Genomic DNA, 24,039 nt, shown 5'->3' with positions numbered 1-24,039 from the left:
AACGCCCGTGAATACGTCGTGGTAGCGACATCATGGACCGATCGATCCGGCGAACGTCTCCCGACCACACGTACGGGCCTGTTTCGCCATGGGAGGGGAACGCAGACATGAGCACCAAGAAGAGCCCAGGTGCCACACCCAGTGTGGTGACGCAGGTTCGCCAGGTCAGTGGTGCACTGAAGGCGGTTTACGGCCACTTGCTCGACGTCGGCGACCTGGAGGGCCTTCCCCCTCATGAGCAGGAGCCGCGATTGCTGTCGCGTGCGCTGACCGCCCAGGCTGTACGAATCGTCACTGGATTCAGTCCGCAGGAAGCGGCCCGCACCGTCATCGACGGGCATGCGGACCAAGGGATCGACGCCATCGCAGTAGTAGACGGCCCCCACCCCCACGTATACCTCGTACAGGGAAAATGGAGTCCTGAGGGAAGAGCAGCCGCGGACCGGAAGGCCGTACTGGAACTCTTCGCCGGTCTGCGCCTCATCGACGACGAGGACTTCGCACCGTTCAACCCGCGAGGGCGCCAACTGGCAGAGTTCGCCAAAACAGTCATGGACGGTGGCCCCGTTCCGGTGACTCAAGTGGTTGTGCTGATGCGCCCTGACGAACCCGGTATCGGATTCCGGGACGCCCTGACCAACGGCGAGAAAGAGTTCAACCGCTACGGCGAGATCCTCGACCATCGAATCATCCTGGCGTCTGAGGTGTGGGAGTCCGTCCGCAAAGACCTCACTCCGAAGCCGGTTCAGCTCACCGCAACCCTTTTCCCGTGGTTTGGAATCAGCTCTCCGTACGAGTCCTATCAGGGCGTAGTCATGGCCGAAGAGGTCGCCGAGTGGGCCGCAAGCGGCTCGAGCCTGTTCAACCTCAACATCCGCAACCCACTCGGACGCACACCGATCAACAACGCCCTGATCGAGACCCTCACACAGGAACCCGCATACTTCTGGTATTTCAACAACGGCATCACCGTGCTGTGCGATTCAGTCGAGAAGGCTCAGCAGAACAGGCGTGCCCCACAGCACCATCCGCTCACTCTGACGCTGCACAACGCCAGTGTGGTAAATGGCGCGCAGACCGTCCGCTCCGTGGCCGAGGCACTGGCCTCCGATGACGCAGCAGCGCAGGCGCAGATCGGCGTGCGCATCATCGTAACGGGCGCAGTTGAGGATTTCTCCAGAGAAACCACAAAGGCAACAAACCGACAGAACAGTGTAGGTGCGCGTGATTTCATCGCCCTCGATCCTGTTCAAGCAGCCATTCTCGAGGAGATGCGAGCGGAACTCGGGCTGGAGTACAGCGTACGACGCAGCGAGCTCGAGCCACCGGAGGAAGCCGGCTGCTCAGTGGTCGAGGCAGCATGCGCACTGGCCTGCGCGCAGAACGACAGTCAGTACGCGGCCCGAATGGGGGTTTCGCTCGACGTGCTGTGGGAGCGGGGTTCCCAGGGCATCTACGACGTTCTTTTCAAGCCGCAACCGGGCGCATACCTTCTGTGGAACGCAGTCCAGATTCTTCGCGAAGTCCGCCGCGCTCTCTACGGCTTGCGAACGCGCTATGAGGGCCGCGGTGCAGCCCTGACCGAGCATGGGGTCTATTTGATCACCCATCTCGTCTTTCGTCTGCTGGACACGGAGTCCATCGACGAGCCTGACCCCGGCCTCGAATGGTACAAGGCTTCGACGCCAAGGACGCGTGAACTCGTGGAGCAGTTGCTGCCCGTTGTAGCCGCGTCGATCGATGAACTATACAATGAACGTTCACAGATCCGTGCGGTATGTTCAGACATCGAGCGCTGCCGTGAGCTGTCAGCGCACGTATTGCAGCTCGTTCGGACGGGCGACGCGGACAAGACGCCGGACAAATACAAGCGGGCCCGAACTCAGCGCAAGCGTCGTCGGCCGAATGCGGTGTCCGTTCTCGTCGACAAGCAAATCGTCTCCGATGGAGACCCGCTCGCACTCAAGTCCAGGCACCCTTCGGAGGAGGAGGCCCTGCGCCACTGGCTCGCCGAGGACGACCGGCGCTCCCGTGCAACCTGGGTGAGTCACCGGACCAAGCCTCTCCTCTGGGCAGCCGATGGCAAGCAATACTCGCCATCCGGTCTGATTACTCGCATGTGGGAACTCGCGCAATGGGAAAAGCGACCGGTGGCCAACCAGGGCACCGCTCGTTGGACCGTCGCCACCGGCGAAACCCTAGCGGACCTCGCATGGAGTGCGCTCGCTGAACTTGAGGAATCAGCCGAGGAGGACCCGGACCGCAACTGAGATCGGACCGGTAGTCAACGCGCCCGGCAGAAAAACCTGTTATTCAGGGCCCGGACAGAAAGCAATACCATGCCGCAGCTCGCCTTCGACATCGGTTTCTTCGCCGAACTGCCCAAGCTCCAGCCGCCCGTCAGGAAGGGTGTGCTGGAGGCCTGGGAGAAGTTCGAGCGGCTCACCCTGGATCAGCTCTTCAAGGATCCGGGGCTGAAGCTGGAGAGCCTCACGCACGCGAAGGACAAGCAGATCCGGACGATCCGCATCGACCAGTTCTGGCGCGGTGTGGTCCTCGCCCCGCCCTCCGGGGACACGTTCGTCCTGCTGCGGGTGATGCAGCACGACAAGGCCATCGCGTGGGCGAAGAAGCAGAAGGCCAGCATCAACGCGGTGACCCGGGCCGTCGAGATCCGGGACGCGGCGACCCTCGACGAGCTGACACCGGCGTACGAGCAGGTCGCGGAGGCCTCGCCGAAGGAACGGCTGTTCGCGCGCTTCTCCGACGGGGACCTCAAGGCGCTCGGCATCGACGACGAGACGCTCCGGCAGGCCAGGTCGCTGATGGACAAGGACCAGTTGGAGGTCTTCGCGCCCCTGCTGCCACAGGACCAGCGGGAGGTGCTGCAGTTCCTGGCCGAGGGGTGCACGGTCGAGGAGGTGTGGCGGGAGATCGTCGCGCCCGCGTTGCAGGCCTCGACGTCGGCGCAGGTGGACACCCAGGACTACGAGACGGCCATCCGACACAGCAGGGCGCGCATCGCGCTGGTCACGGCCTCGGAGGAACTGCGGGACATCCTGGAGAAGCCGTTCCCGGCCTGGCGGGTCTTCCTCCATCCCTCGCAGCGCAAGGTGGCCTACCGGGCCTCGTACTCGGGCCCCGCACAGGTCACGGGCGGGCCGGGCACGGGCAAGAGCGTGGTCGCGCTGCACCGGGTCAAGCACCTGCTCGGACACCTGCGCGAGGGCGACCGGATCCTGCTCACGACGTACACCAACGCGCTCGTCGACGCCCTCCGCTCCGGGCTCGAGTCCCTGGTGGAGGATCCCGGACTGCGGGCCCACGTGGACATCACGACCGTGGACGGCCTCGCGAGCCGCGTCGTCTCGGAGGTTCCGGGCGCGGTGCCGCTGCGGCCGCTGACGGGCGGCGAGGAGGAAAGCCGCTGGGCGGAGGCGGCGAAGGCCACCGGCTTCACGGGCAGCGCGCGGTTCCTCGCGCAGGAGTACCGGCACGTGATCCTCGCACAGGGCATCGACAGCCTCGCGGAGTACGAGGTGGCGGACCGGCGTGGCCGCGGCAGCCGGCTGACGGCCGCCGAACGGCCCCTGGTGTGGGAGACGGTGGAGAAGTTCACGGCCGACCTCGCCGCGGACGGGGTACGCACCTGGCTGGGAACGTGCGTGGACGCGGCGCGACGGCTCGGCGAGCAGGGGCCGAGGTACCGGCACATCGTGGTGGACGAGGCGCAGGATCTGCATCCGGCGCAGTGGCGACTGCTGCGGGCGGCCGCTCCGGCCCGCCCGGACGACCTGTTCGTCGCGGGCGATCCGCACCAGCGCATCTACGACTGCCGGGTGTCACTCAGGTCGCTGGGCATCAAGGTGACCGGCCGCTCGGTCAAACTCCGCAAGAACTACCGCAGCACCCAGGAGATCCTGCGCTGGTCCACCGCCCTGCTGGTCGGCCGCCCCATCGCCCAGCTGGAGGACGAGAACCGCAAGGACACCCTGCTCGGCTACCGCTCGGCGCTCCACGGGGAGGGCCCCTCCGTGCACGCGGCCGAGACGGAGGAGGACGAGCTGGACGCACTCGTCTCCCGGGTGCGGGCGTGGCGGGACGCGGGCGTCGCGGCCGGCGACATCGGCGTCAGCACCCGGTTCAACAAGACGTGCGCGAAGGCGGTGGCGCACCTCAAGGCCGCGGGCATCCCGGCGGCGTCCCTGCGCGCCGCCGACCCCGACGGGGAGACCGACGCCGTACGCATCGGGACCATGCACTCCTTCAAGGGCTTGGAGTTCCGCTGCGTCGCGGTCATCGGCGTGCACGAGGGCGCCCTGCCGTTCCCGAAGGCGATCACCCCGCTCGAGGTGGATCCGCAGCAGCACGAGGCGGACCTGCTGGCGGAACGCTGCCTGCTGTTCGTCGCCTGCACAAGGGCCCGGGACAGCCTGCACGTGTCATGGACGGGCGAGCGGAGTCCGTTCCTGGTGGACGCGGGAGTGTGAGGAAGGAGAGCGTCGCCCTCCCGACAACACGCGCGAACAGCACGGTTTCTTCACCTTTCCGGCGACACGTGCAACCTTCCCCGCACCTCGCGAGTCGCCGCTTGCGGTGACGCCTCCGCACCCCCGCTTGTTCTCTCCGACGTCACGAAGTTGGCACGTTGATCATGTCAACAGGCAGATGGGTACCGCTCGGTGCACACCTCGTGTACGGTGAGCGCGCATCCACGCCCCACCCCGACCCCCCGGGCCACGGCCCCCGGCACGAAGGACTCGGACAGTGACAAGCCCGTCGGCGGCCTCCGGGCCCAGGGCCGAGGCCATAGCCCGGGAACGGGAACGGCTGGAGGCAGTCAGGGAACGCCGAGAGGCCCAGAGCGCGGACATAGGGGTCGACGGGTTCACCGTACGCAGGTGGCGCAAGGTGGGCGTGTTCGGAGACCGGGCGGTATTGCAGGCCCACGCCGTACTCCGACGACTCGCTCCTCTCGCGCAGGACGCGACGCACGACGCCCTTGCCGACGCCCTGCGCGACGCACCGGACGACAGGCTGCTGCCCGCCGTACGGACGGTCCTCGACCAGGCCGCCCCCGCCACGGTCGCTGCGACCCTTGAGGCGATCCACGCGGGTGGCTTCCTGTGGCTGTCCGAGGCCGGGGAACAACGGCTCGCCGCCCTGGCGGCAAGTGACGCCGGCGCACTGGTCGCCCCGGGGAGCGAGGACCCCCACGGGGCCTTGGCCCTCCTCACCGCGCTCACCAAGACGGATGGTGAGGTCGCGTTCCCGCACCGGATGCTGCCGCGTGTACTGCCCTGGATACCCCTGAGCGTCCTCGACGACCTCGTGGACGCCGGCACGATCGGCCCCGAACACCGGCCCTGGCACTACCGGACCGAGGAGTCGGAGCACGCCTACCTCGAAGCCCGGCTCCTTCCGGAACGGGTGACCGCCGAGCGGGCAGCCGTGCTGAAGTGGACCGCCCGTCAGAGGCGGGAGGTCTTCCTCGCCGGAGGCGACCCGCTGCCCCCGGCCGGCGACGTCTTCGATCTCCTGGCACGGGCCGGCGACGGCGACGCCTCGGTCGTGAAGGAGCTCGAGCGGGAACTGCCCCGCGATCTGGTGCTCCGCCTGCGCCGGATCGTCGACGGGGCCGCCGTCGGCAACTGGGACCGGGACGTGTGGGAGGACCGGGGCCTCTGGCGGCTCATCTTCTCCCTGTGGGAACCCAAGGCCGCGGTCTCCCCGTCGCGTTCGCCCCTGCACGCGCTCATGGCCCTGCGCCAGGCCTACGACCTGCTCTGCCTGAACGACCTGCCCCGTGCGTCGGCGCAGATCGACAAACTGGTCTCCTTCAAGGACGCCGCCCCGGCCTACCGGGCCGAGGTCCTCAACCTCCATGCGTACATACTGCTGCTCCGGGAGGAACTGGATACCGCGGCCGTCGTCCTGGAGGGAATCAGCGGATCACACGGCTCGGCCGAGTCCAACCTCCGCATGGTTCGACAGCGTCGGACCGTCCCCCGTAACGACAGGCCGGCGGCCTCCAATCCCTATCTGGATCTCGGGCTGCCGCACGGCTCGGTGGCCTGGGCAGCCCGGTACCGGGACCTCCGCCGTGAGTACGTGCACGACGTGGACATCAGCGCACGGCTCAACAACGCGATGAAACGCATCAGGAACGCCGAGCACGACGACGACTGGTCCGGATTCTTCGTACTCCCGCTCGACCTGGACGTCTTCGAACTCCCCGACGAGGTGCCGGCCAGCCTGGTACCACCCCTCGCCCCACTGGCCAGGCGGACGACGCCCCGCGCCCCCGAAGGCCTGGAACTCGTGCGGCAACGGGCGATAGCGGATCTGCTGCCCCATCTCCTCAGCGCCCCCCGGCGCCCCGATCGCAACGCAAGGACGCACACGCAGTGAGCCACGTGCCCCGGAGCCGGCGGAAGACCGCCGCGGCCCCCAAGCAGGAGCCTCGCAAAGGCAACAACGGCCTGAAGCACCGTAGGGAGAAGCGACGGGCCGCGGCAGAGGCCTCCGACGCGGACTCCCTCAAGAGTTCCCTGGGCACCTATCGCCCCGAGGAACTGCTGAGCCCTCCCATGCTGCTCGCCCGCTTCACCGAGCGGGCGGCCGAACTCATGGCAACGCTCCCTGCAGAGGCGTGCCCCGCCCAGACCGCGGTGACGGCCGCCTTGCGTCAGGCCGTTCTGGAGGCGTTCCGTTCCCGGGAGGAGTACGTGGCCCGGATGGTCGAGGTCGATCTGCTCGCCGGAGCGCCCAAGCAGAACGTGCGCTCGCTCCGGAAGGGCATCCGTACGGCCCTGTTGGACCAGGGTGTGCGGTGTGTGGACTCGCCCGACGGCGAGGGTGAGCTCTTCGTCGTGGTGGAGGGCGAGGGCGAGGCGTTCGAAGTGCTGCGCCCGGCATACGTCGACCAGGCCACCGGCAAGCTGGTGCTCTCCGGACAACTGCGCCGCGTGCCCGGTGAACCCGGCGACGACCGGTCCGCCGAGGAGGACTCGTGACCGCCACCGGCATCGACTTCGGCACCACCAACTCCGTGGTGGCCCAGTGGCTCGGCGACAGCGCCGACGTACTGCTGCTGGACGCCCACCACATCGACGCCGACTGGCGTCACCCCGGCTTCGAGCACCTCTTCCCGTCGGTGGTGGGCGTCAGTTCACTGCGTCGGGGTGCGCTGTTCGGCTGGGAGGCCAAACTCCGCTCCGAGGAGGCCGCCGAGGCGTGCAAACGGCTGCTCAAGAGCGACGAGTACGTCATGATCCAGGGCCGCAGGTTCGCGGCCACCACGGTGGCGGCCGGTGTCTTCCAGGCCATGCGGAAGGGCGCGGAGCACAACCTCACCGCCATCGACCAGGCCGTGATCACCGTGCCCGCCAACGCCACGGGTGCCGCGCGCTACCGCACGCGTGCGGCCGCGCAGTTCGCGGGCATCGAGGTTCTGGCACTGCTCAACGAGCCGACGGCAGCCGCGATCTCGTACGTCCACGACCTGCGGGAGGCGCGCACCATTCTGGTCTTCGACTGGGGCGGCGGCACTATCGACGTCACCGTGCTCGACTACCAGGACGGGTTCTTCGAGGAACTCGCGTCACGAGGAGTGACCGAGCTGGGCGGTCTGGAGATCGACCGCCGGCTGCACGACCTCGTCCTCGAACGGGCCCCGGCACGATCGGCGTGGACGCCCGCCCAGCGACGGCAGTTCGCACTGGACGTGGAGCGCAGCAAGATCCGGCTGTCCTCCGAGGAATCCGTCACCATCAGGACCCCGGACGGTGACACGGTCGAAGTGTGGCAGGACGAACTGGAGGACGCCGTCACCGACCTCGTGGACCGCGCCCTGGCACCGGTCCAGCAGTGCCTCACCGACCTGCGTATGGCGCCCCTGGACGTGGACGCCGTGCTGATGATCGGTGGCACGAGTCAGATCCCGAGCGTCCGGGCTGCGGTCGCCGAGGTCATGCAGCAGCAGCCCGTCGAGGTCGACCTGTGCGATCCCATGACGGCGGTCGCCCGCGGCGCCTCCATCGCGGCAGCCGTGCTGTCGGGTGAGGAGGACGGCGTGATCCAGGTGGCGACGAGCCATGCCCTGGGCACGGTGGTCACGGACGACACCGGACGGCGGAAGTTCAGCCAGATCATCCCGCGCAACTCACCGCTGCCGTGGAAGGAACGCAAGAGCTACACCCCGCGCCGGGACAATGCCCGCAGCCTTGCCGTGGAGATCTGGGAGGGCGATCCGGACCGGCCTCTGGACCATGCCGACAACGTGCAGTTGACAGATCTTCGTCTCACCTACGCGGTGCCCCGGGCACGTGAGGACTCCCGCTTCCTTCTGGAGTACACGTACGACACGAACGGTCTCCTGCACGTCAGGGCGACGCTCGAACGGACCGGTGAGGAAGTCCTGAACGAGGAGATCAAGAGCTTCAGCTCCGGCGGTCCGACACCGGCGGTGCGCAAGGAACTCGACGACCTGCTCACGGGCAACAGCGTTGTCAGGACCGTTCCGGTCGGCACGCCGAGGACCGCCACCGACCCGGCGCCCGCCGTGTTCGTGGTGGACGGCTCCAACCTCGCGTGGATCGGCAGATCGCCGCGGGAGCCCGGTGTGTACGGCGACGACGACCGGCCGTCGTACGCCCAACTCCGCTCGGCTCTCACCGCCCTGGCCTCGAACCATCCCGGTGCCGTCCTGCATGTCGTGGTGGACGCCACGTTCCGCCACAAGGTCGCGAGGGAGGAGCGGCCAGCGGTGGAGGAGGCGCTCGCCAAGGGGGACCTCATCCAGCCTCCGGCCGGAACCGAGGGAAAGGGGGACGCGCTCGTCACGGCCATCGCGCAGGACACGCACGGCACAGTCGTCACCAACGACAACTACGTCGAACTGCAGGGGAGGCACCCCTGGCTGCGAAGCACGGAGCGGGTCCTCGGGGTGACCCTGACCCAGGGCAGGTGGGTGTTCACCCCACGTGCCTGTGTACCGCCGCGGCACCGGGTCGCGCGGCTGGCACTCATCCCCCCGGGCCCCGGCCCGCTCCCCTCGTTCCGCCACCACCGTCCCCACGAGGAGTGACAGTGACCGAGGCCGCCGGAGGAACGAGTCCTCGAACCGAGATCCTGGCCCTCCTGCTCGAGCCGCTCGGGGTCGATGCCATGGCCGGGCAGGCCGCGCTCCGGCGGCTCGCCGAGAACGTGGACGCGGTGGCGCGGGCGTACGGGTCTGCCGTGCTGCCCGCGTACGGCAGCACGCTTCCGTGGGTGTCGGACGCCGTGTCGGCGTGCGTCGAGGAGCACGAGCTGGCCGGCGTCACGACCGGCCCCGAACAGGCGCGGGCGCTACGGGTGCTGGCGCGACTCGAAGGGGTGCGGTCGCGCCTACCGGCGTTCGAGGGTGTCCCGGTGGACGCGCTGCGAGCGGACCTCGTGGCCGTGATGACCGCGGAGCGACTGCTACTGAGGGCTCTCGAGCCCTACTGTCGTGCGGATCAGGACTGGCCGGAGGAAATCTGGCGCTCACTCGTCGAGAGCGTCGTCGACGTCGACGCCACTCTGGCCGACCTGAACCGCCCCCGCGCCACCCGCCAAGCGGCGGCCGCGCGGCAGCTCGTGCTCCAGCACAGCATCTCGGCGGCCCAGGACCTGCGCAACCGGGATCTGGCGGTGCGGCTGGAGAAAGTGCGGGACTACGTCGCGGCGCGGAAGGCGTACGAGGCGTTCCTCTCCGCACGGCCCGTATGGTGGCGTTGGCTCGGGCCGGACGCGCGGTCCGGGTTCAGATCCGACCGGCGTGACGCCCTGGTGTGGGCCCTCACAGCACGCGACACCGGCGCTTTGCCGGGGAGCGCTCTGGAGCTGCTCGCGACGGGTGAGGCCCGGGCCGCGCTCGCATCCGTGCTGGTGCCGGCACCGGGACCGGCAGTCCATACCACCCCCGCCGCGCCCCTGCTCGCATCGCCGCCCGCCACGAGTTCGGCCGCACGGCTCGCGTCGGGGCTCCTGACGGTCGGCTCCCTGCACGACGCCGATCGGCTACGCGCCCTCGCATCCTGGTACACGAAGAACCTCGCGCTGTTCGACCGTGTGGCGGCGGCCATGGACCTGCGGGAGAGCGAACCCGCGCTACGCGAAGCTCTCGACCCCCTGGTCGGCGAACTCGCCCTGCCGCCCGGGGCGGTGGACACGAGCCGCTCGGACTACCGCGCCGTCCAGGCCGTTCTCCGGGCAGAGGTCGAGGAACTGCTGCGGCGAGCGAGGCAGACACGGCACTCCGAGCACGCGGTCGAGAGCGAGCAACTCGTCAAGGTCATCGGCCGCGTCGGAACCCTCGAGCGCGAACTGCGCAAGGCCATGCGGCCCCTGCCTCCCGTCCGGGGCAGGCTGCTCGTGGCCGTCGCCGGACGGACCAAGTCCGGGAAGACCACGCTCCGCAAGGCCCTGACCCGCGAAACGGACCGGTCCGGAATCGGGCGAGGGGCGCACCGCACCACACGGAGGACCTCCACCTTCGACGTCGGCCCCGTGACGTACCTGGACACGCCCGGATTCGCCGCGAAGGACGACGACTTCGACGCGCAGCACGCCCGGGCGGCGTGCGATCGCGCCGACGCGGTCGTCTGGAACTACGCCGAGACGATGCGCGACGAGGAGGCCGCGGAGTTCCGGCGGCTCCTCGTCTCGGGGAAGCCACTGTTGGCCGTGGTCAACGTCAAGGGGAAGGTCGACGAACCGGCGCGCCTGAGGTTCTTCGCCGATTCCCCGGAGCGGGACTTCCGACCGGCACCGGAGCACACTGCCCGGATCGAGCATGTCGCCCGCGCGGCCGGGGCCGTGCCGCCCGTCGTCCTCGCGGTCCACTCCGGTGCCGCGCACGAGTCGTTGTTCTCGGAGGATCGCGAACTGGGCGACAGAGCCCTGCGGGCGAGCAGACTGCCCGAGTTGGAGCGGGCCCTCTCCCGGCTCCTGGCCGAGCGCTCGATTCCGCTTCGTGCCGTCCGGCTGGCGGAGGAGGTACGCAGGCCGCTCGCCGCCTTCGGCGACCGGGCGGCCCAAGAACTCCCGCGGATCGGTCTCGCGCTCGACGCACTCGAGCGCTCGATGCCCGGCGAACGGGCCGAACTGCTCAAGGCCTTCCGCGATGCGGGCCGCCACGCGCACGAACGGCTCGAGGCCGGACGTCACCAGGCCCGGGAACGACTGCCGGAAACGGTCCAGGGTCTGGGCGGCGAGGACCACGCACAGCGGTGCGACGACTTCTTCACCGGGCTGGACTGGGACGCGCTGATCCCCGCCCTGGAGAACGAACTCGCACAGCGGGCACGGGAACGGGGGCGAGCACTGCGCCTATCGGCGAGCGCCCCGGAGCGGCAGGACAACGAGAACCCGCACGTGGAGCCGCTTCCTGACCCGAAGTACGCGGCGGCTGCCGTCAAGGGAGCGGCTACCGCCCTCCTGGGCTCGTTCTCCGTCAAGGGGCTCTCCAAGGCATTCTCCAAGAAAGCGGCCGCCACCGCCGGGACCGCGGCCGCTACTGCCTCAGCCGCTCCTGCCATCGCGGTGGCCTACGCGGCGGAAGCCCTGGCAGGAGCGGCGAAAGCGGTGAGCAGCGAGGTGGGCCGCGCGCGGCAGGCGAAGGAGGAATGGGCCAGAACGGCCACGGAGGCGGCCGAAGCCTCACTCGACGACCTGTTCGACTGGTTCGACACTCAACTGACGCGTGTCGTCGAGGAGGCGACGGCTCAGGTCGAGGCCCAGTTCACGGCACAGACCGCGGACATCGGCCGCACCCGTGAGCGGTGCGAACGACTCGGTCGACTGCGGTCGTCCGTGCGGTCCGCCCTCGACACGATCGACCTCACGCTGGCACGCCGGCTCCTGACCCTCGCCGGTGGGGACCCGGCTGCCGTCCGCCGGGCACGCCGGACGCCAGGGGTCGAACTCCGCGTCTGGATCGATGCGTCCCGCGTCGCGGACGTGCGGACACACCTGCATACACACCTCGTGGACGTCCTGACCGAGCGGATCGAGGTCAGCCCGGACTCAAGAAGCGGAGAAGGCGATGGAACCGCGGATCACGACTGACGGGGGGCCGAGCGCCCGTGTGCTCGAGCTGAGCGCTCGGGCCGAGGAGGCCCTGAACGCTCATTCCCGCACCCGGGACCTGACAGCCGCCCTGCCCCGGACGGACACGAGCCCGCTGCGGATCGCGCTCCTCGGCCCGTACAGTGCCGGGAAGTCGACACTCATCGCCGCGCTGCTCCGGCTTCCGGCGGCCGAGGTCGAGAAGATCGTCGACGCGGCGCCCAAGACACGGGAGGCGACTCCCTACCCGTGGAACGGCGTGATCCTGGTCGACCTGCCCGGAACGCTGTCGGGCGACGGCACGCACTTTGCGGCCGCCCGGCGCGGTGTGCGCGGCGCGGACGCACTGATGATCGTGACGACGAGCGAACTGCCGGGCGAGGCCGAGACGGAGGCCGTTCTCCAGGCCCTCGACGCCGACGGTTTCGCCGACCGGAGCGTGGTCGTCGTGAACAAGATGAACGCCGAGAACAGCGACCGTGACGTCATTCTCGACGAGATCCGCAAACGGCTCGGCCCTTTCGCCGACCGGGTCCCGATCGTCCCGACCGACGCCCGCGACTTCCTCGACGCGGCCAACGATCCCGGCCTCACCGACGAGGAGCGCGAGTTGCTCGGCTCCGGGAGCGGCATCGACGCCCTCACCGCCGAGTTGCTGAGCATCGTGGCTCCCGGCGTCAGCGGTGTCCGTCCCAGGGCGCAGGCGTACGAACTCCTCCGGGTGCTGGCGGACGCGGAAGAGCTGTGGAACCTGCACGGCGAGGAACTCGACGCCGTACGGACCGCGGAGAAGGTCGGGGCCTCGCTCTCCAAGGCCGAGGAGGACGTGCGGAAGGCCCTGGGGAGGGAGAGCGAGGTGCTCGCCGCCAGAATCAGAACGGCAGGGAGTCGGATCGCCGACAGCATCTCGGAGAAGAACGGCACTGTCCCGACCGACGTCGCCACCGCCGCCGCGCGAGAACTGGTCCATTCCCACACCGACTTCGACATCGCCCTTTCCCGAGCGACGAGGGCGGCGTTCGACGTGCTGACCGCCGAATACGGGGATGTCGTACCGGAGCCCGAGGAGTGGGTGAACGACGTCAACCCGCCTGAGGCGCATCCCGTCGCGCCCCCGAAGTCACCTCTCGAAGAGGCGGTCAGGAAGGCGGCGGAGGATGCGGCGAAGCAGGGGGTCGGGAAGCTGTCGGAGTGGTTCACGAAGATCGCGAGCGACAAGAAGCACGCAGCAGCCGTGGTAGACCTGCTCAACAAGAGCCGGGTGGGCCAGAAACTGTTCGACCCCAGCGGAAAGCTCACCAACGGCGCGAAGAGGTTCAAGCCGTGGGGCAAGGTCAAGGCGACCGACAAGGTATTTGGCTGGGCCGGAAAGGCGCAGTGGGCGGCGGTGGTCATCGGCCCCGCCCTGGACACGGTCAGCGTCATCCAGGACCACAGCGAACGGGCGGCGGTGGACAAGCACCGGAAGAAGCTCCGGGACCACTACGCCGACGTGGCGCTCCAGCAGCGGGACAGCCTCGTCAACGCCGGCGAACAGCACCTGCGCACATGGATCGCCGAGGTGGAACAGGCACTGAGCGATCTCGTCCACCCGGGCGCGGGGGTCGGCGCCGCACGCGAGGCGGCACTGGCGGAGATCGGAGATGTGCGCGACGAGGTGAAGAGACTCATCGAACATCCCGCGGGCTGACCCGGCGGGCAGACGTCCCGGCGGTGCTCGCCCTCCACGCCCATCGCCGGAACGACGCGGCTCAGTCCCCGGCCGCGAACCCTACGAAGTGAGCCCAGCCCTCACGCCCTACGGCCGCTGTGCTACGTCCTTGGGGTGCCGTGGGACCACGTCGAGGTCTCGGGCGGCAAGCTCGTCGAGGACGACAGCGTCACCTACGACGACAGTGACGAAGACGGCGAGTACGTCGGCCAAACTACATCGGCACGCAGCACCAGGCCCCCGGCAGAACCGACGCCGACAAGAGCGAGTTCACCGCGTACGGCACGTCCGAGGACAAGCACGAGCTCTCCGACATCACGTCGGTGAAGGACGCCCACGTCGAACGGACTACGCCGGCCGACTGACGGACGCCGCCGCGCCCCGGGCACGCGGGCCCCGCGGCCCTCGAGCCCCACGTCCGTCTGCGCGTAACGAGAGTGCGGCTGGGACGGTTGTGCGTCTTGCCCGCGACACGAGCCGGGCCACCCCGCGTCCGACACACCCCACAACGGAGAACGAGAGAGCGCCCCGTGAACCCGTACACCACCCCTCCGCCCCCGCCGCCCTGGTCCCCGCCGCGCCCCCGGCCCTGGTGGCGGACCACCCGAGCGCTGCTCGGCGTCCTGGCCCTCGTCGCGGTGCTCAGCGCGGTGAGCTTCCCGCTGGGCTTCCTGGTGATGATCGCCGCGATGGTGGCGGTGTGGGTGCTGCCGCCGTGGCGCTGGTACGCCCGGCTGGGCGCCACGTTCGGCGCGTTCCTCCTGACGGTGATCGGCGCGGGCATCGGCGGTCAGCTCGACGACAACGGACCAAGCACGACCGAGGCGGGCGCGAAGAACGCCGCGGCGAGCGCGTCCCCGGCCGCGTCGAAGGCCCCGCCCCTCACCGACTACAAGGGCAAGGCCCTGGACGAGGCGGAGAAGGGCGCCCGCGCGGCCGGCTACACGCTCGGACGCCACGACGCGTCCCCCGAGGACCGCGCGATCACCGTACGGTCGGCCTGGACCGTGTGCTTCCAGGAGGCCGACGCCGCCGAGAAGGCGGTCACCTTCGCCGCCGTCAAGGACGACGAGCCCTGCCCGACGAAGGACGGCGGCGCCCTCCCCTGGCCCACAATGCCGGACGTCGTCGGCGACACGTACAACACGGCGCTCAAGGCCCTGAACCACGCCGGCATCGACACGGCCGACGTCACCCTCGACGACGTCTACCTCGACGTCGACGCCCCCACTACGAAACAGGCCGCCGCGAAGGGCGCCGAGTGGCGGGTCTGCTTCCAGCGCCCCGCCAGGGACAGCGACGTCACCTCCACGACCAAGATCCGCCTGGACCTGGGCCGCTGGACCGACGCGGACACGGTCCGGAAGTGCCCGTCGAAGAAGAACACGACGTACAAGCTCCCCGCGAACGACCCGGACGACCACAACAAGGCCCCTGACACCCACGCCACCACGGGCGGCAGCTCGACCAACGGCGGAGCCGGCACCGGCGGTTCGACCAGCGGCGGCGGCACGTCATCATCGGGCGGCGGCAGCGGCTCCACAGGTGGCGGCAGCAGCGGCTCCACTGGTGGCGGCAGCAGTTCCTCGTCCGGCGGCAGCGCCGGCACCGTCCACCCCGGCTCCTTCTGCTCCCCACCCGGCGCCACCGGCGTCAGCGCGGCAGGCACCCCCATGGTCTGCGGCCCGGGCTCGGACGGCCGCAACCGCTGGCACTCCTCTTGAGCGAGGGCGGGTCGAGAGGGTGGAGTGCCGGCAATCACCTCGTCACCGGCGCTCCGCCCGCCCGCGCCCCGACGTGGGCCCGGACACGGGTGCGGCCCGGGCCACTGCCGGGCCGGTCGGCGGCCGGAGCCGCCGCGAGGTTGTCCGGCACCATGGCGGTCCGCAAGCCGTCGGGTAGGCCGCTACCCAGCGGTCGTCCGCCTTGGCGCCACCGACCTCGGCCTGCCCCACCGGACGCATCCGGCCCCGCTCGACCAACGTGGACACCTTGCCCCGGTTCACCTTGGATCACCTGCTGCCTGGCTTGCGCGGGGTGAACCACTGGAGCCGCCACTGATCGCCGAACCCGGCCTTCTATTACCCGTCGATCCAGCCGCAGCAGGGCACCCTGTCGAGCGCCTGGGCGCAGTCCGATTCGGGCACCGCCGTGCGACGGCGGCCTTTCATCGGAACAGGTCCAGGTTGTCGGCGGCCCAGCGGCGGAACGGGCGGCCGGGGCGGCCGGTCAGTCGCTCGGTGGAGCGTGCCGCCTCGTGGTGCTCCGTGGGCAGTGCCGCCCAGTAGTCCAGGATGGACGCGGCCAACGCCGCGGGCACATGAGCGCTCAGTTGCTCGACTGCCTGTTGCCGAGTGGGTTCGCGCAGTTCGACCGGACGGCCGAGCAGTTCCCCCAGTATCCGCGCCTGGTCACGGAAGCTGAGGACTTCCGGCCCGCCGAGCGTGACGGTCTCCCCGTCCAGTCGGTCGCTGGTGAGGGCGAGTTCAGCGACGTCGGCGATGTCCTCGGGATGGATGACGTCCAGTCGGGCATCCGGACACGACTGCTCGACCGGTCGGCCGGCGCGAATGGCTTCCGCCCAGTGCAGCGCCATGGTGGCGAACCCGCCCGGGCGCAGTACGGTCGCCGTCAGCGGAGCCGCCCGTAGCGCACGTTCCACACGCAGGTGGTGCCGGGCCAGCGCGTTGCGTTCCGCGTCGGGGAGGACCGCCGAGTCCGAGGAGAGCAGTACCACCCGCTGGACCCCGGCCGCGACCGCGGTGCTCAACAGGGCCTCGATTCCCGCGGGTTCGGCGTAGAGGAAGACGTCGGTGACGCCGGTCAGCGCGGGAGCGAAGGTCTTCGGGTCCGCGAGATCGAGGGCTACGGCAGGTATTCCGGCAGGCAGGTCGAGCCTTTCCGGGGCGCGGCTGGCCGCCCGGACCTCGTACCCGGAGGCATGCAGGCGCCGCAGCAGACCGGCGCCGATGCCGCCGCGGGCCCCGGTGATCAACAGACTCACGTGTCCTACTCCTCACAGTTCTGGGCTGCGGCCCGCAAGCGGTACCGGGTCCCACCCTGCGACGATCGCGGCATCGAGTCCAACGAAGATTGCCGATGACATCGATCGGCGTGCGCTATAAACGGGAGATGGAACTACGTCAGCTGGAGTGCTTCGTCGCGGTGGCGGAGGAACGCAGCTTCACCCGCGCCGCAGCCCGCCTGCACCTGGTGCAGTCCACCGTGTCCGCCACGGTCGCCGCTCTGGAAAGTGAACTGGCCGTCCCCCTGCTGGTGCGCACGACCCGGAAGGTCGCCCTCTCCGACGCCGGGTTCGAGTTTCTTCCCAAGGCCCGGGCGGCGCTCGACGCCGTACGGGATGCGCGGGACGCCGTCCATGCCGTCCAGGGCGGGCTGCGCGGGACCCTGCGCATCGGCACGATGAGCTCGCTCGGGCCTCTCGACCTGCCCGCCCTGCTGGGCCGCTTCCACCGCGATCACCCCGGGATCTCCCTGCGCCTGGTGACGGTCGCGTCCTGCGGAGGATCACCGGGACTCATCACGGCGCTGGCGGAAGGCCGGCTCGACCTCGCCTTCGTCTCGATCCCCGGGCCGCCCCCGGCCGCCGCGCGGCTGCGCCACCTGATCTCGACACCGCTCGACCTCGTGGTCCCGCAAGAGCACCCTCTGGCCGGCCGCGACACGGCGACGCTCTCGGACCTGGCCGACGAGCCCTTCGTCGACTTCCCGTCCGGCTACGGGAACCGGGCGGTGACCGACCGCGCCTTCGCCGCCGCCGGGCTACGACGGCACGTGACCATCGAGATCAACGACATCACCGCCGGCGTGGACTTCGTTCGCCACCGTCTCGGTCTGGCGCTGCTGCCGCGCGGTGCCGTCACCCACGACCACGATCTCGCCACCGTCCCGATCACGGACGCCGACCTGGACTGGCCCGTCTCCCTCGCCTCCCCGACGGGACGCAACCCTTCCGTGGCCGCGCGGGCCTTCGACCAGTTCGTCGAGGACCACCTCGCGACGGGCACCTGAGACACGGGGGAAGCGGTCCGACGCGTGGGCAGGCGCACCGGCCGGCCCTGCCCGCAGACACGAGGGCCCGTTCGTACCGCAGCAGCGGTGTCCTGCCCTCCCCCCCCTCCTCAGTCCCCCGGCCGCAGCGCCCCGTTGCCCAGGCCGTCCCGGGCCAGGGCAGTCACCTCGCGGCTGAGTTCCGCCACCCGCCGCGACCGCTCCTCGAACTCGCGCAGCGCGCGGAACGCCGCACCGTAGCGGCGCTGTTCCTCGAGGTCCATCTGCGGGATCCGGGCGCCCTTGCCGTCCAGGCGGAAGGTTCCGCTGGCGCTGGTGGAGCGCCGGTTGTTGACGGCGCTGCGCAGGAAGCCGCGCAGGAACTCCGTGTCGAGCTGGTCGCTGGCGGAGGAGGGCTCCGGCGTGTCGTAGGCGACGAGTCCGGCGCGCGCGAGATCGGCGACGCTGACGGTGGGACCGTCGAGGACACCGGGATTGTCGGCACCGGTGAGCGCCGGCAGCAGTTCGGCCAACGCCCTCACCTGCTCGGCGAGTTCACCGCGCAGTGACTCGTACTCGGCGGCGTACTCGCGGTGGGTCTCCAGGACGTGACGGCCCGGCGTGAGGTCGACGGTGTCGTTGAGGAGGTCGATCAGTGCGACCTCGGCGCACTGGTCGGAGCGCGCTTCGAGGGGCCCGTCCGCATCGTTCGAGGTCAGGTCGACCATGCGGACGCTCGTGACCGCGTCACCCGGAGAGAGCGGACGGCGCAGATGCCACAGGTGCACCGGGAGCGCGTGCGAGACGGCCGTGCCCGGGGGCAGGGCGGTGACCTGGGTGAGGACGCCCCGGCGTACGAGTTCGGCCCGGATGCGGCGCCCGGCCTTGCGGTAGGCGACCGAGGCGGACATGACCATGAGGACCCGGCCACCGGGAGCGGTGTGCGCGTAGGCGTGCTGCAGCCAGGCGAGTTCGCCCTCGGCCCGTGAGGGGGTGCCCAGTTCCCAGCGGGAGTCCAGGAGCAGTTCCTCCCGCCCCCAGTCGGAGATGCCGACCGGCGGATCGCAGACGACGAGGTCGGCCTTCAGCTCCGGCAGACGATCCTCGCGCAGCGAGTCGCCCGTCACGATCTCGACGCCGCCGCGTCCGGTGAGCTGGGCGCGCAGCCGGGCGAAGCGGGCGCTGTGGGCGTCGTTCTCCTGGCCGTAGCGCCTCGGCCCTCGCTGCGGGCCGACGGCGAGGAGAAGCGTGCCGATGCCGCAGGCGGGGTCGAAGATCGCCGCGTCCGACGCCACTTCGCCGGCGAAGTGGCACAGGGCGCGGACGACCCGTGGGGAGGTGATCTGGTCGGAACCGGCCCTGCGTACGGAGTCGGTGAGGCGTTCGACGAGGCCGGTCACGACCTCGCGCGGTGAGGTGTCCCCGGCCAGGGCGCGCACCCGCCGGACGACCTCCTCGGACAGCCCGTCCGGGATTCCGCCCTCGCCCCCGTCCTCCGAACCGGGAGAGCCGGAGGAGCCGGAGGAGCCGGAGGAGCCGGAGGAGCCGGAGGAGCCGGAGGACAGTACCTGCGCGACGTCGGCGAGTCCGCGGATCATCTCGTCGCCGTAGGAACTGCGCAGGGTCTGCCACAACTGGACCTCGTCCGAGACGTCCTGCCCCTTGCGCTGCCTGTCCAGCCAGCCCCGCACCTCATCGAGCGCGAAGAGCGGGCTGTGGGCGCCACCGCCCGCGGGCTGCGGAAAGTCGTCGTACCGCCGTCTCCAGTTGGAGACCGCCGCCCGCGTGACCCCCACGAGCCGCGCGATCTCGGAGCCGGAGACCAGCGGACCGGTGGGTGAAGCGGCCTTGTCCGTCATGCGGCTCACCGTACACGGGCAAGTGGTGCCCCTCAACGGCCCGACGCGTTGATGCGGTACACAGCACAGGCCATGGGAATGCATGTATACAACATGTTCACGAGGCCGACACGATTCGCGACCAGCGTCGGACCGATGCGGAGGAGACGTCAGTCGCTCAGGGCGGTGAGGGTGGCGTCGAGGTCCGTACCCGGGGGGCGGTTGTGCGGAAGTTTGGCGAGGACCCGGGCCATGCCGCAGGTGTTGGTGAGGGCGGAGAAGACCAGGCCGCCGGCTATGCCCGCGGAGAGCAGGCGCGCGGCGGGCCGGCGGCGCCCGGCCAGCAGGCCGACCAGGACGAGGGAGCCGGCGGTGAGGCGGACCTGGCGCTCCATCGCCCACACGGCGCGGCCCTCGGCGGGACGCTGGACGTCGTGGCCGGCCCCTGTCCAGGCAGAGGTGCCGCCGGTCAGGTGCACGGCGGTGAGGCCGCTCCGGGTCAGACGCTCCTGCGCCTGGGCGGAACGGGCACCGGACGCGCACACCAGGAGCAGGTCACCGCGGTCGGCGGCGCTCTTCAGGGCAGGCAGGGCCCGGTCGAGGTCGTCCAGGGGGACGTTGTGGGCGCCGGGCAGGTGCCCGGAGGCGTACTCGCCGGGGGTGCGCACATCGATGACGGTCAGCTCGTCCAGGCGGGAGTGGGCCTGGTCGACGGTGAGGGAGGCGGTGGATGCCACGAGGGAGTTTCCTTTGCTCTTCATGGGGTGAGCCCGCGGACAGGGTACCCCCTGGGGTATTGCGGACGATTGCAGGCGAGTGAGGAGTGTGTGAACCGTGGACATGACGATGGCGGCCGAGGAACTGAAAGCGGTGGTCAACCGACTGCGCCGGGCGCAGGGCCGGATCACCGGTGTGATCGGGATGATCGAGGAGGGGCGTGACTGCGAGGACGTGGTCACTCAGCCGGCGGCCGCCTCCCGCGCCCTGGACAGGGCGGGCTTCGCGATCATCGCCACCGGCCTGCAGCGCTGCCTGACCGACGAGGACATGGCCGCCCCGGCGGACCGTGAGCAGATGCGTGCCCGTCTGGAAAGGCTGTTCCTGTCGCCGGCCTGAGCGGCCCGCCGTCCGCTGCTCCTCGTCCACTGTCCACCGGACTTTTTGCCCGCCGAACGCGTTCCCCGCCGGGCTCGTTGCCCGCCGAACGCGTTGCCCGCCGGGCTCGTTGCCGGACGGACTCGTTGCCCGCCGGGCTCGTTGCCGGACGGGGCTCCTTCTCGCCCTTCTCGGCTTCTCCGTCGAAGGGGCCGTTACCCTCGGACCGTCCGCAGCACCTCACCGATCACGTACCGGGCGTTGTGCGCCATCGCCGGGTTGGTGTCCCGGTAGGAGGGGAGTGCGAGCAGTGCCTGGGAGAGCGCCCGCCCCCGGCCGCGGATCCAGGTCGCGTCGTCCACGCCCAGTGCTTCGCGGAACACCTCGCGCGCCTCGGCCGGCAGGAGGTTCCACGCCGGGAACAGGTCGCAGGCCGGATCGCCGACGCCCAGGCATCCGAAGTCGATGACCGCGTGGAGCCGGCCGCCGTCCACGTCCACCAGCAGGTTCCCCGGCATGAGATCCGCGTGCAGCCACACCGGCGCCCCGTCCCAGTCGGGGACCCGCAGCGTCTCCTCCCACACGGCGGCCGCGGCATCGCAGTCGACACCCTCCTCCGGGATGTCGCGCAGTTCCTCGATCGCCGCCCGCGTCCCCGCGTCGAGCAGGGCGACCGGCCCTCCTCGGTATGCGCGCGGCGCCCCCGGCAGGACGAGGCCACGCATCGCCGCGACGAAGCCGGCCATGTCCCGGGCCAGCGCCGCCGGCGCGCGCAGCGCTCCCGCCTCCGGGGTGCGGCCCGGCAGCCACCGGTACACCGACCACGGCCACGGATACCCCTCCGCGGGCCTCCCCTCCCCCAGCACCTCGGGGACGGACGTGGGCAGGTGGGGCGTGAGCCGGGGCAGCCACTCCCACTCCCTCGGCACGTCATCCGCCCCGCCCCGCGAGAGCGGCAGCCGTACGACCATGTCCTCGCCCAGCCGGTACATCGCGTTCACCGTCCCACCGGACGCGACCCGCTCGACCGACCGCCCCGCCCACCGCGGGAACTGCCCGGCGACCAGCCGCCTTACGAGCGATTCGTCGACGGTGTGCGTGTCCGGATGCGTCTGCCCACCGCTCATCACACGTCATTCGACCGTGAGGGACCGGGGGGCGTCCATCGGTTTCCCGTGGGCGGGGGCGTCCCGTCGGTGGCATGCGAGAAGGAAAGGAGCGGAAAGAGCGAGCGGGATGGAAGGACCGGAGGGATGGAACGGCGGGAGGAGCGAAGGCGAAAGGGCGATCATGTTGTACGGTCGGCGGATCGGAGTAAAAACGTGCTCGTCGGCGGCAGGCAGGGCCTCCGGCCGGGAGCACGCGCGCACGCGGTGTCATACGATCCGCCACTCCTTCCCAGGAAGGAGTGCGTCATGAAGGCAGTGCGGTTCGACCGGTTCGGCGGCCCCGAGGTGCTCAGGATCGTCGAACTCCCCGATCCCCGTCCCGGCCCCGGGGAGATACGCATCCGGGTGCGTGCCGCGGGGATCAACGCCAGTGACTGGAAGAAGCGGCGGGGCCTGATGGACCGGGAACTGCCCCAGACCCTGGGTTACGAGGCCGCGGGCGTCGTCGACGAGGTCGGCGAGGGTGTCGTCGGGGTCGCGGTCGGCGACTGGGTCTTCGGCGCCTCACCGTACGGAGCCGCGCAGGCGGAGCTGGCGGTGCTGTCCTTCTGGGCCCCGGTTCCCGACTCCCTCGGCTGGGCCGCCGCCGCGGCGATCCCGGCGGCGGCGGAGACTGCGGCGCGCGCGCTCGACCGGCTCGGTGTCACGGCGGGCAGCACGCTGCTCGTCAACGGCGCCTCGGGAAGCGTCGGCACCGCCGCCGTGCAGTTCGCCGTGGAGCGGGGCGCACGCGTCATCGGCACGGGAAGCCCCGGCACGCACGGGGCCCTCCGCTCGCTCGGTGCCGCACCGGTGGCGTACGGCGCCGGAATGCCGGACCGGGTGCGGGCCCTCGCGCCCTCGGGGGTCGATCTGGCGCTGGACGTCGCCGGCAGCGGCGTCCTTCCCGAACTGGTGGAACTCGCGGGCGCGCCCGAACGCGTGCTCACGGTCGCCGACTTCGCCGGTGCGCAGCAGACCGGGGTCCGTTTCAGCAGCGGCGACACCGGCCGCGCCACGTACGCGCCGGCCCTGGCGGCCCGCATGGCCGCGCAGGGACGCTTCTCCGTGCCGGTGGGCCGCACCTTCCCTCTGACCGAGGTGGCCGGGGCCCACCGCGTCGGCGAGGCCGGGGTGGTGCGCGGCAAACTCGTACTGCTCGTGAACTGATCGCCCCAAGACCGTGAAGCGCTGTTCACCGGGCGGCGTTGCGGGGGAAAATGCTCGCCATGACGGTTGAAGGCTCCCCGATCGACCCCCACAGGCCCAGCATCGCGCGCGTGTACGACTACCTGCTCGGTGGCAAGGACAACTACGCCGCGGACCGCGAAGTCGGCGATGTTTTCAAACGCGATCTGCCCGGCTCGGTGGCCATCGCCTTCGCCAATCGCGCGGCCCTGACGCGGGCGGTCGCGGAGATCGCGAGGACCACCGAGGTCCGGCAGTTCGTCGACCTCGGCAGTGGCCTTCCGACCGCCGACAACGTCCACCAGGTCGCCCAGCGGCACGCGCCGGAGTCCAGAGTCGTGTACGTCGACATCGACCCCCAAGTGCTGGTCCACGGGCGAGCGTTGCTGGAGCAGAACGACCGGACGCGGGTCGTGCGCGCCGACGTGCGCGACCCGGAGAGCGTGCGGAACCATCGCGACACCCTGGAGTTGATCGACTTCGACCGGCCCGTCGCCGTCATGTTCAGCGCGATCCTGCACCATGTGAACGACGAGGAGGACCCGGCCGGCATCGTCAGCCACTGGCGCGATCACGTGGCGTCCGGCAGCTACTTCTTCGTCAGCCACTTCCGCTCCGGCAACAACCCGGAGACCGCCGAGGCCGAGCGGGTCCTCCAGAAGACCTTCGGACGCGGGCGGTGGCGTACCGACAAGGAGATCGAGGCGCTGCTGGACGGCCTGGAGATCCTCGCCCCCGGCATAGTGCCCGCTCCCCTGTGGCGCCCCGAGACACCCGACGGCCCCTGGAACGGCGGGAGTGGCGGCGACGGCGGCAGCGGCGCCGACAGCGGCACGGGCGGCGAACGGCAACTCACCGTCTGGCAGCGCCTCATCGCCGCCGGCCTGGCCCGGAAGAACTAGTACGCGTTTCGAAGGTCCCACCTGTCCGGACCGCCTCTCGCATGTGCGAAGCG

At 70.4% G+C, this 24,039-nt stretch carries 16 protein-coding genes; 12 read left to right on the top strand and 4 right to left on the bottom strand.

The window, feature by feature from the left end:
- The first annotated feature begins 107 nt into the window (after positions 1 to 107).
- The 8 genes from OHB09_RS27580 to OHB09_RS27545 all read left to right on the top strand — a co-directional run bounded on the left by OHB09_RS27580 (position 108) and on the right by OHB09_RS27545 (position 15,528).
- Positions 108 to 2,270, top strand: coding sequence for an AIPR family protein (locus OHB09_RS27580; protein ID WP_328922712.1), 2,163 nt, complete (start codon positions 108 to 110; stop codon positions 2,268 to 2,270).
- Positions 2,271 to 2,339: 69 nt separating this feature from the next.
- Positions 2,340 to 4,490 (top strand): UvrD-helicase domain-containing protein, encoded by a 2,151-nt coding sequence (locus OHB09_RS27575; RefSeq protein WP_328922711.1) that lies wholly within the window; start codon positions 2,340 to 2,342, stop codon positions 4,488 to 4,490.
- Between the two features lie 277 nt (positions 4,491 to 4,767).
- Positions 4,768 to 6,411 (top strand): hypothetical protein, encoded by a 1,644-nt coding sequence (locus OHB09_RS27570; protein ID WP_319116388.1) that lies wholly within the window; start codon positions 4,768 to 4,770, stop codon positions 6,409 to 6,411.
- On the top strand, positions 6,408 to 7,016 hold the full coding sequence (locus OHB09_RS27565; protein ID WP_167795423.1) for a hypothetical protein: 609 nt from the start codon (positions 6,408 to 6,410) through the stop codon (positions 7,014 to 7,016). Before OHB09_RS27570 ends, OHB09_RS27565 begins: the two co-directional genes overlap by 4 nt.
- Positions 7,013 to 9,088 carry an Hsp70 family protein gene (locus tag OHB09_RS27560; protein ID WP_093593047.1) on the top strand — a complete coding sequence of 692 codons (2,076 nt, stop codon included), beginning with the start codon at positions 7,013 to 7,015 and terminating at the stop codon, positions 9,086 to 9,088. The genes OHB09_RS27565 and OHB09_RS27560 overlap by 4 nt, the downstream gene beginning before the upstream one ends.
- Positions 9,089 to 9,090: 2 nt before the next feature.
- Entirely contained in the window at positions 9,091 to 12,093 is a 3,003-nt protein-coding gene (locus tag OHB09_RS27555; RefSeq protein WP_328922710.1) for a GTPase, read from the top strand.
- 19 nt (positions 12,094 to 12,112) lie between these two features.
- Entirely contained in the window at positions 12,113 to 13,783 is a 1,671-nt protein-coding gene (locus OHB09_RS27550; RefSeq protein WP_328922709.1) for a GTPase domain-containing protein, read from the top strand.
- 551 nt (positions 13,784 to 14,334) lie between these two features.
- On the top strand, positions 14,335 to 15,528 hold the full coding sequence (locus OHB09_RS27545; protein ID WP_319350714.1) for a hypothetical protein: 1,194 nt from the start codon (positions 14,335 to 14,337) through the stop codon (positions 15,526 to 15,528).
- A gap of 443 nt (positions 15,529 to 15,971) precedes the next feature.
- Here OHB09_RS27545 and OHB09_RS27540 read toward each other — a convergent pair whose 3' ends face one another.
- Complete coding sequence (locus tag OHB09_RS27540; RefSeq protein ID WP_191851828.1) at positions 15,972 to 16,808, bottom strand: SDR family oxidoreductase; 837 nt, start codon at positions 16,806 to 16,808, stop codon at positions 15,972 to 15,974.
- A gap of 128 nt (positions 16,809 to 16,936) precedes the next feature.
- Between OHB09_RS27540 and OHB09_RS27535 the strand changes: the two genes are divergently transcribed.
- Entirely contained in the window at positions 16,937 to 17,836 is a 900-nt protein-coding gene (locus OHB09_RS27535) for a LysR family transcriptional regulator (RefSeq protein ID WP_328922708.1), read from the top strand.
- A gap of 110 nt (positions 17,837 to 17,946) precedes the next feature.
- Here OHB09_RS27535 and OHB09_RS27530 read toward each other — a convergent pair whose 3' ends face one another.
- Both OHB09_RS27530 and OHB09_RS27525 read right to left on the bottom strand, forming a co-directional pair.
- Positions 17,947 to 19,674: an N-6 DNA methylase gene (locus OHB09_RS27530; protein WP_328922707.1), complete on the bottom strand. Its 1,728-nt coding sequence runs from the start codon at positions 19,672 to 19,674 to the stop codon at positions 17,947 to 17,949.
- 149 nt (positions 19,675 to 19,823) lie between these two features.
- Positions 19,824 to 20,390 (bottom strand): rhodanese-like domain-containing protein, encoded by a 567-nt coding sequence (locus OHB09_RS27525; RefSeq protein ID WP_328922706.1) that lies wholly within the window; start codon positions 20,388 to 20,390, stop codon positions 19,824 to 19,826.
- Between the two features lie 97 nt (positions 20,391 to 20,487).
- Here OHB09_RS27525 and OHB09_RS27520 point away from each other — a divergent pair, with 97 nt between their 5' ends.
- Positions 20,488 to 20,769, top strand: a complete 282-nt coding sequence (locus OHB09_RS27520) for a metal-sensitive transcriptional regulator (protein ID WP_328922705.1) — start codon at positions 20,488 to 20,490, stop codon at positions 20,767 to 20,769.
- A gap of 194 nt (positions 20,770 to 20,963) precedes the next feature.
- On the opposite strand, the gene OHB09_RS27515 is transcribed toward OHB09_RS27520, so the two are convergent.
- Positions 20,964 to 21,875 carry an aminoglycoside phosphotransferase family protein gene (locus OHB09_RS27515; protein WP_328922704.1) on the bottom strand — a complete coding sequence of 304 codons (912 nt, stop codon included), beginning with the start codon at positions 21,873 to 21,875 and terminating at the stop codon, positions 20,964 to 20,966.
- 288 nt (positions 21,876 to 22,163) lie between these two features.
- Between OHB09_RS27515 and OHB09_RS27510 the strand changes: the two genes are divergently transcribed.
- Both OHB09_RS27510 and OHB09_RS27505 read left to right on the top strand, forming a co-directional pair.
- Entirely contained in the window at positions 22,164 to 23,066 is a 903-nt protein-coding gene (locus OHB09_RS27510; protein WP_328922703.1) for an NADP-dependent oxidoreductase, read from the top strand.
- A gap of 50 nt (positions 23,067 to 23,116) precedes the next feature.
- Positions 23,117 to 23,986: an SAM-dependent methyltransferase gene (locus OHB09_RS27505; RefSeq protein ID WP_328922702.1), complete on the top strand. Its 870-nt coding sequence runs from the start codon at positions 23,117 to 23,119 to the stop codon at positions 23,984 to 23,986.
- Positions 23,987 to 24,039 lie beyond the last annotated feature (53 nt).

The organism is Streptomyces griseoaurantiacus, from assembly GCF_036189845.1.
GTDB classification, from domain to species: domain Bacteria; phylum Actinomycetota; class Actinomycetes; order Streptomycetales; family Streptomycetaceae; genus Streptomyces; species Streptomyces griseoaurantiacus.
Note: the sequence above shows the minus strand (reverse complement) of the source record. Positions and strands in the feature narration are given on the sequence as shown.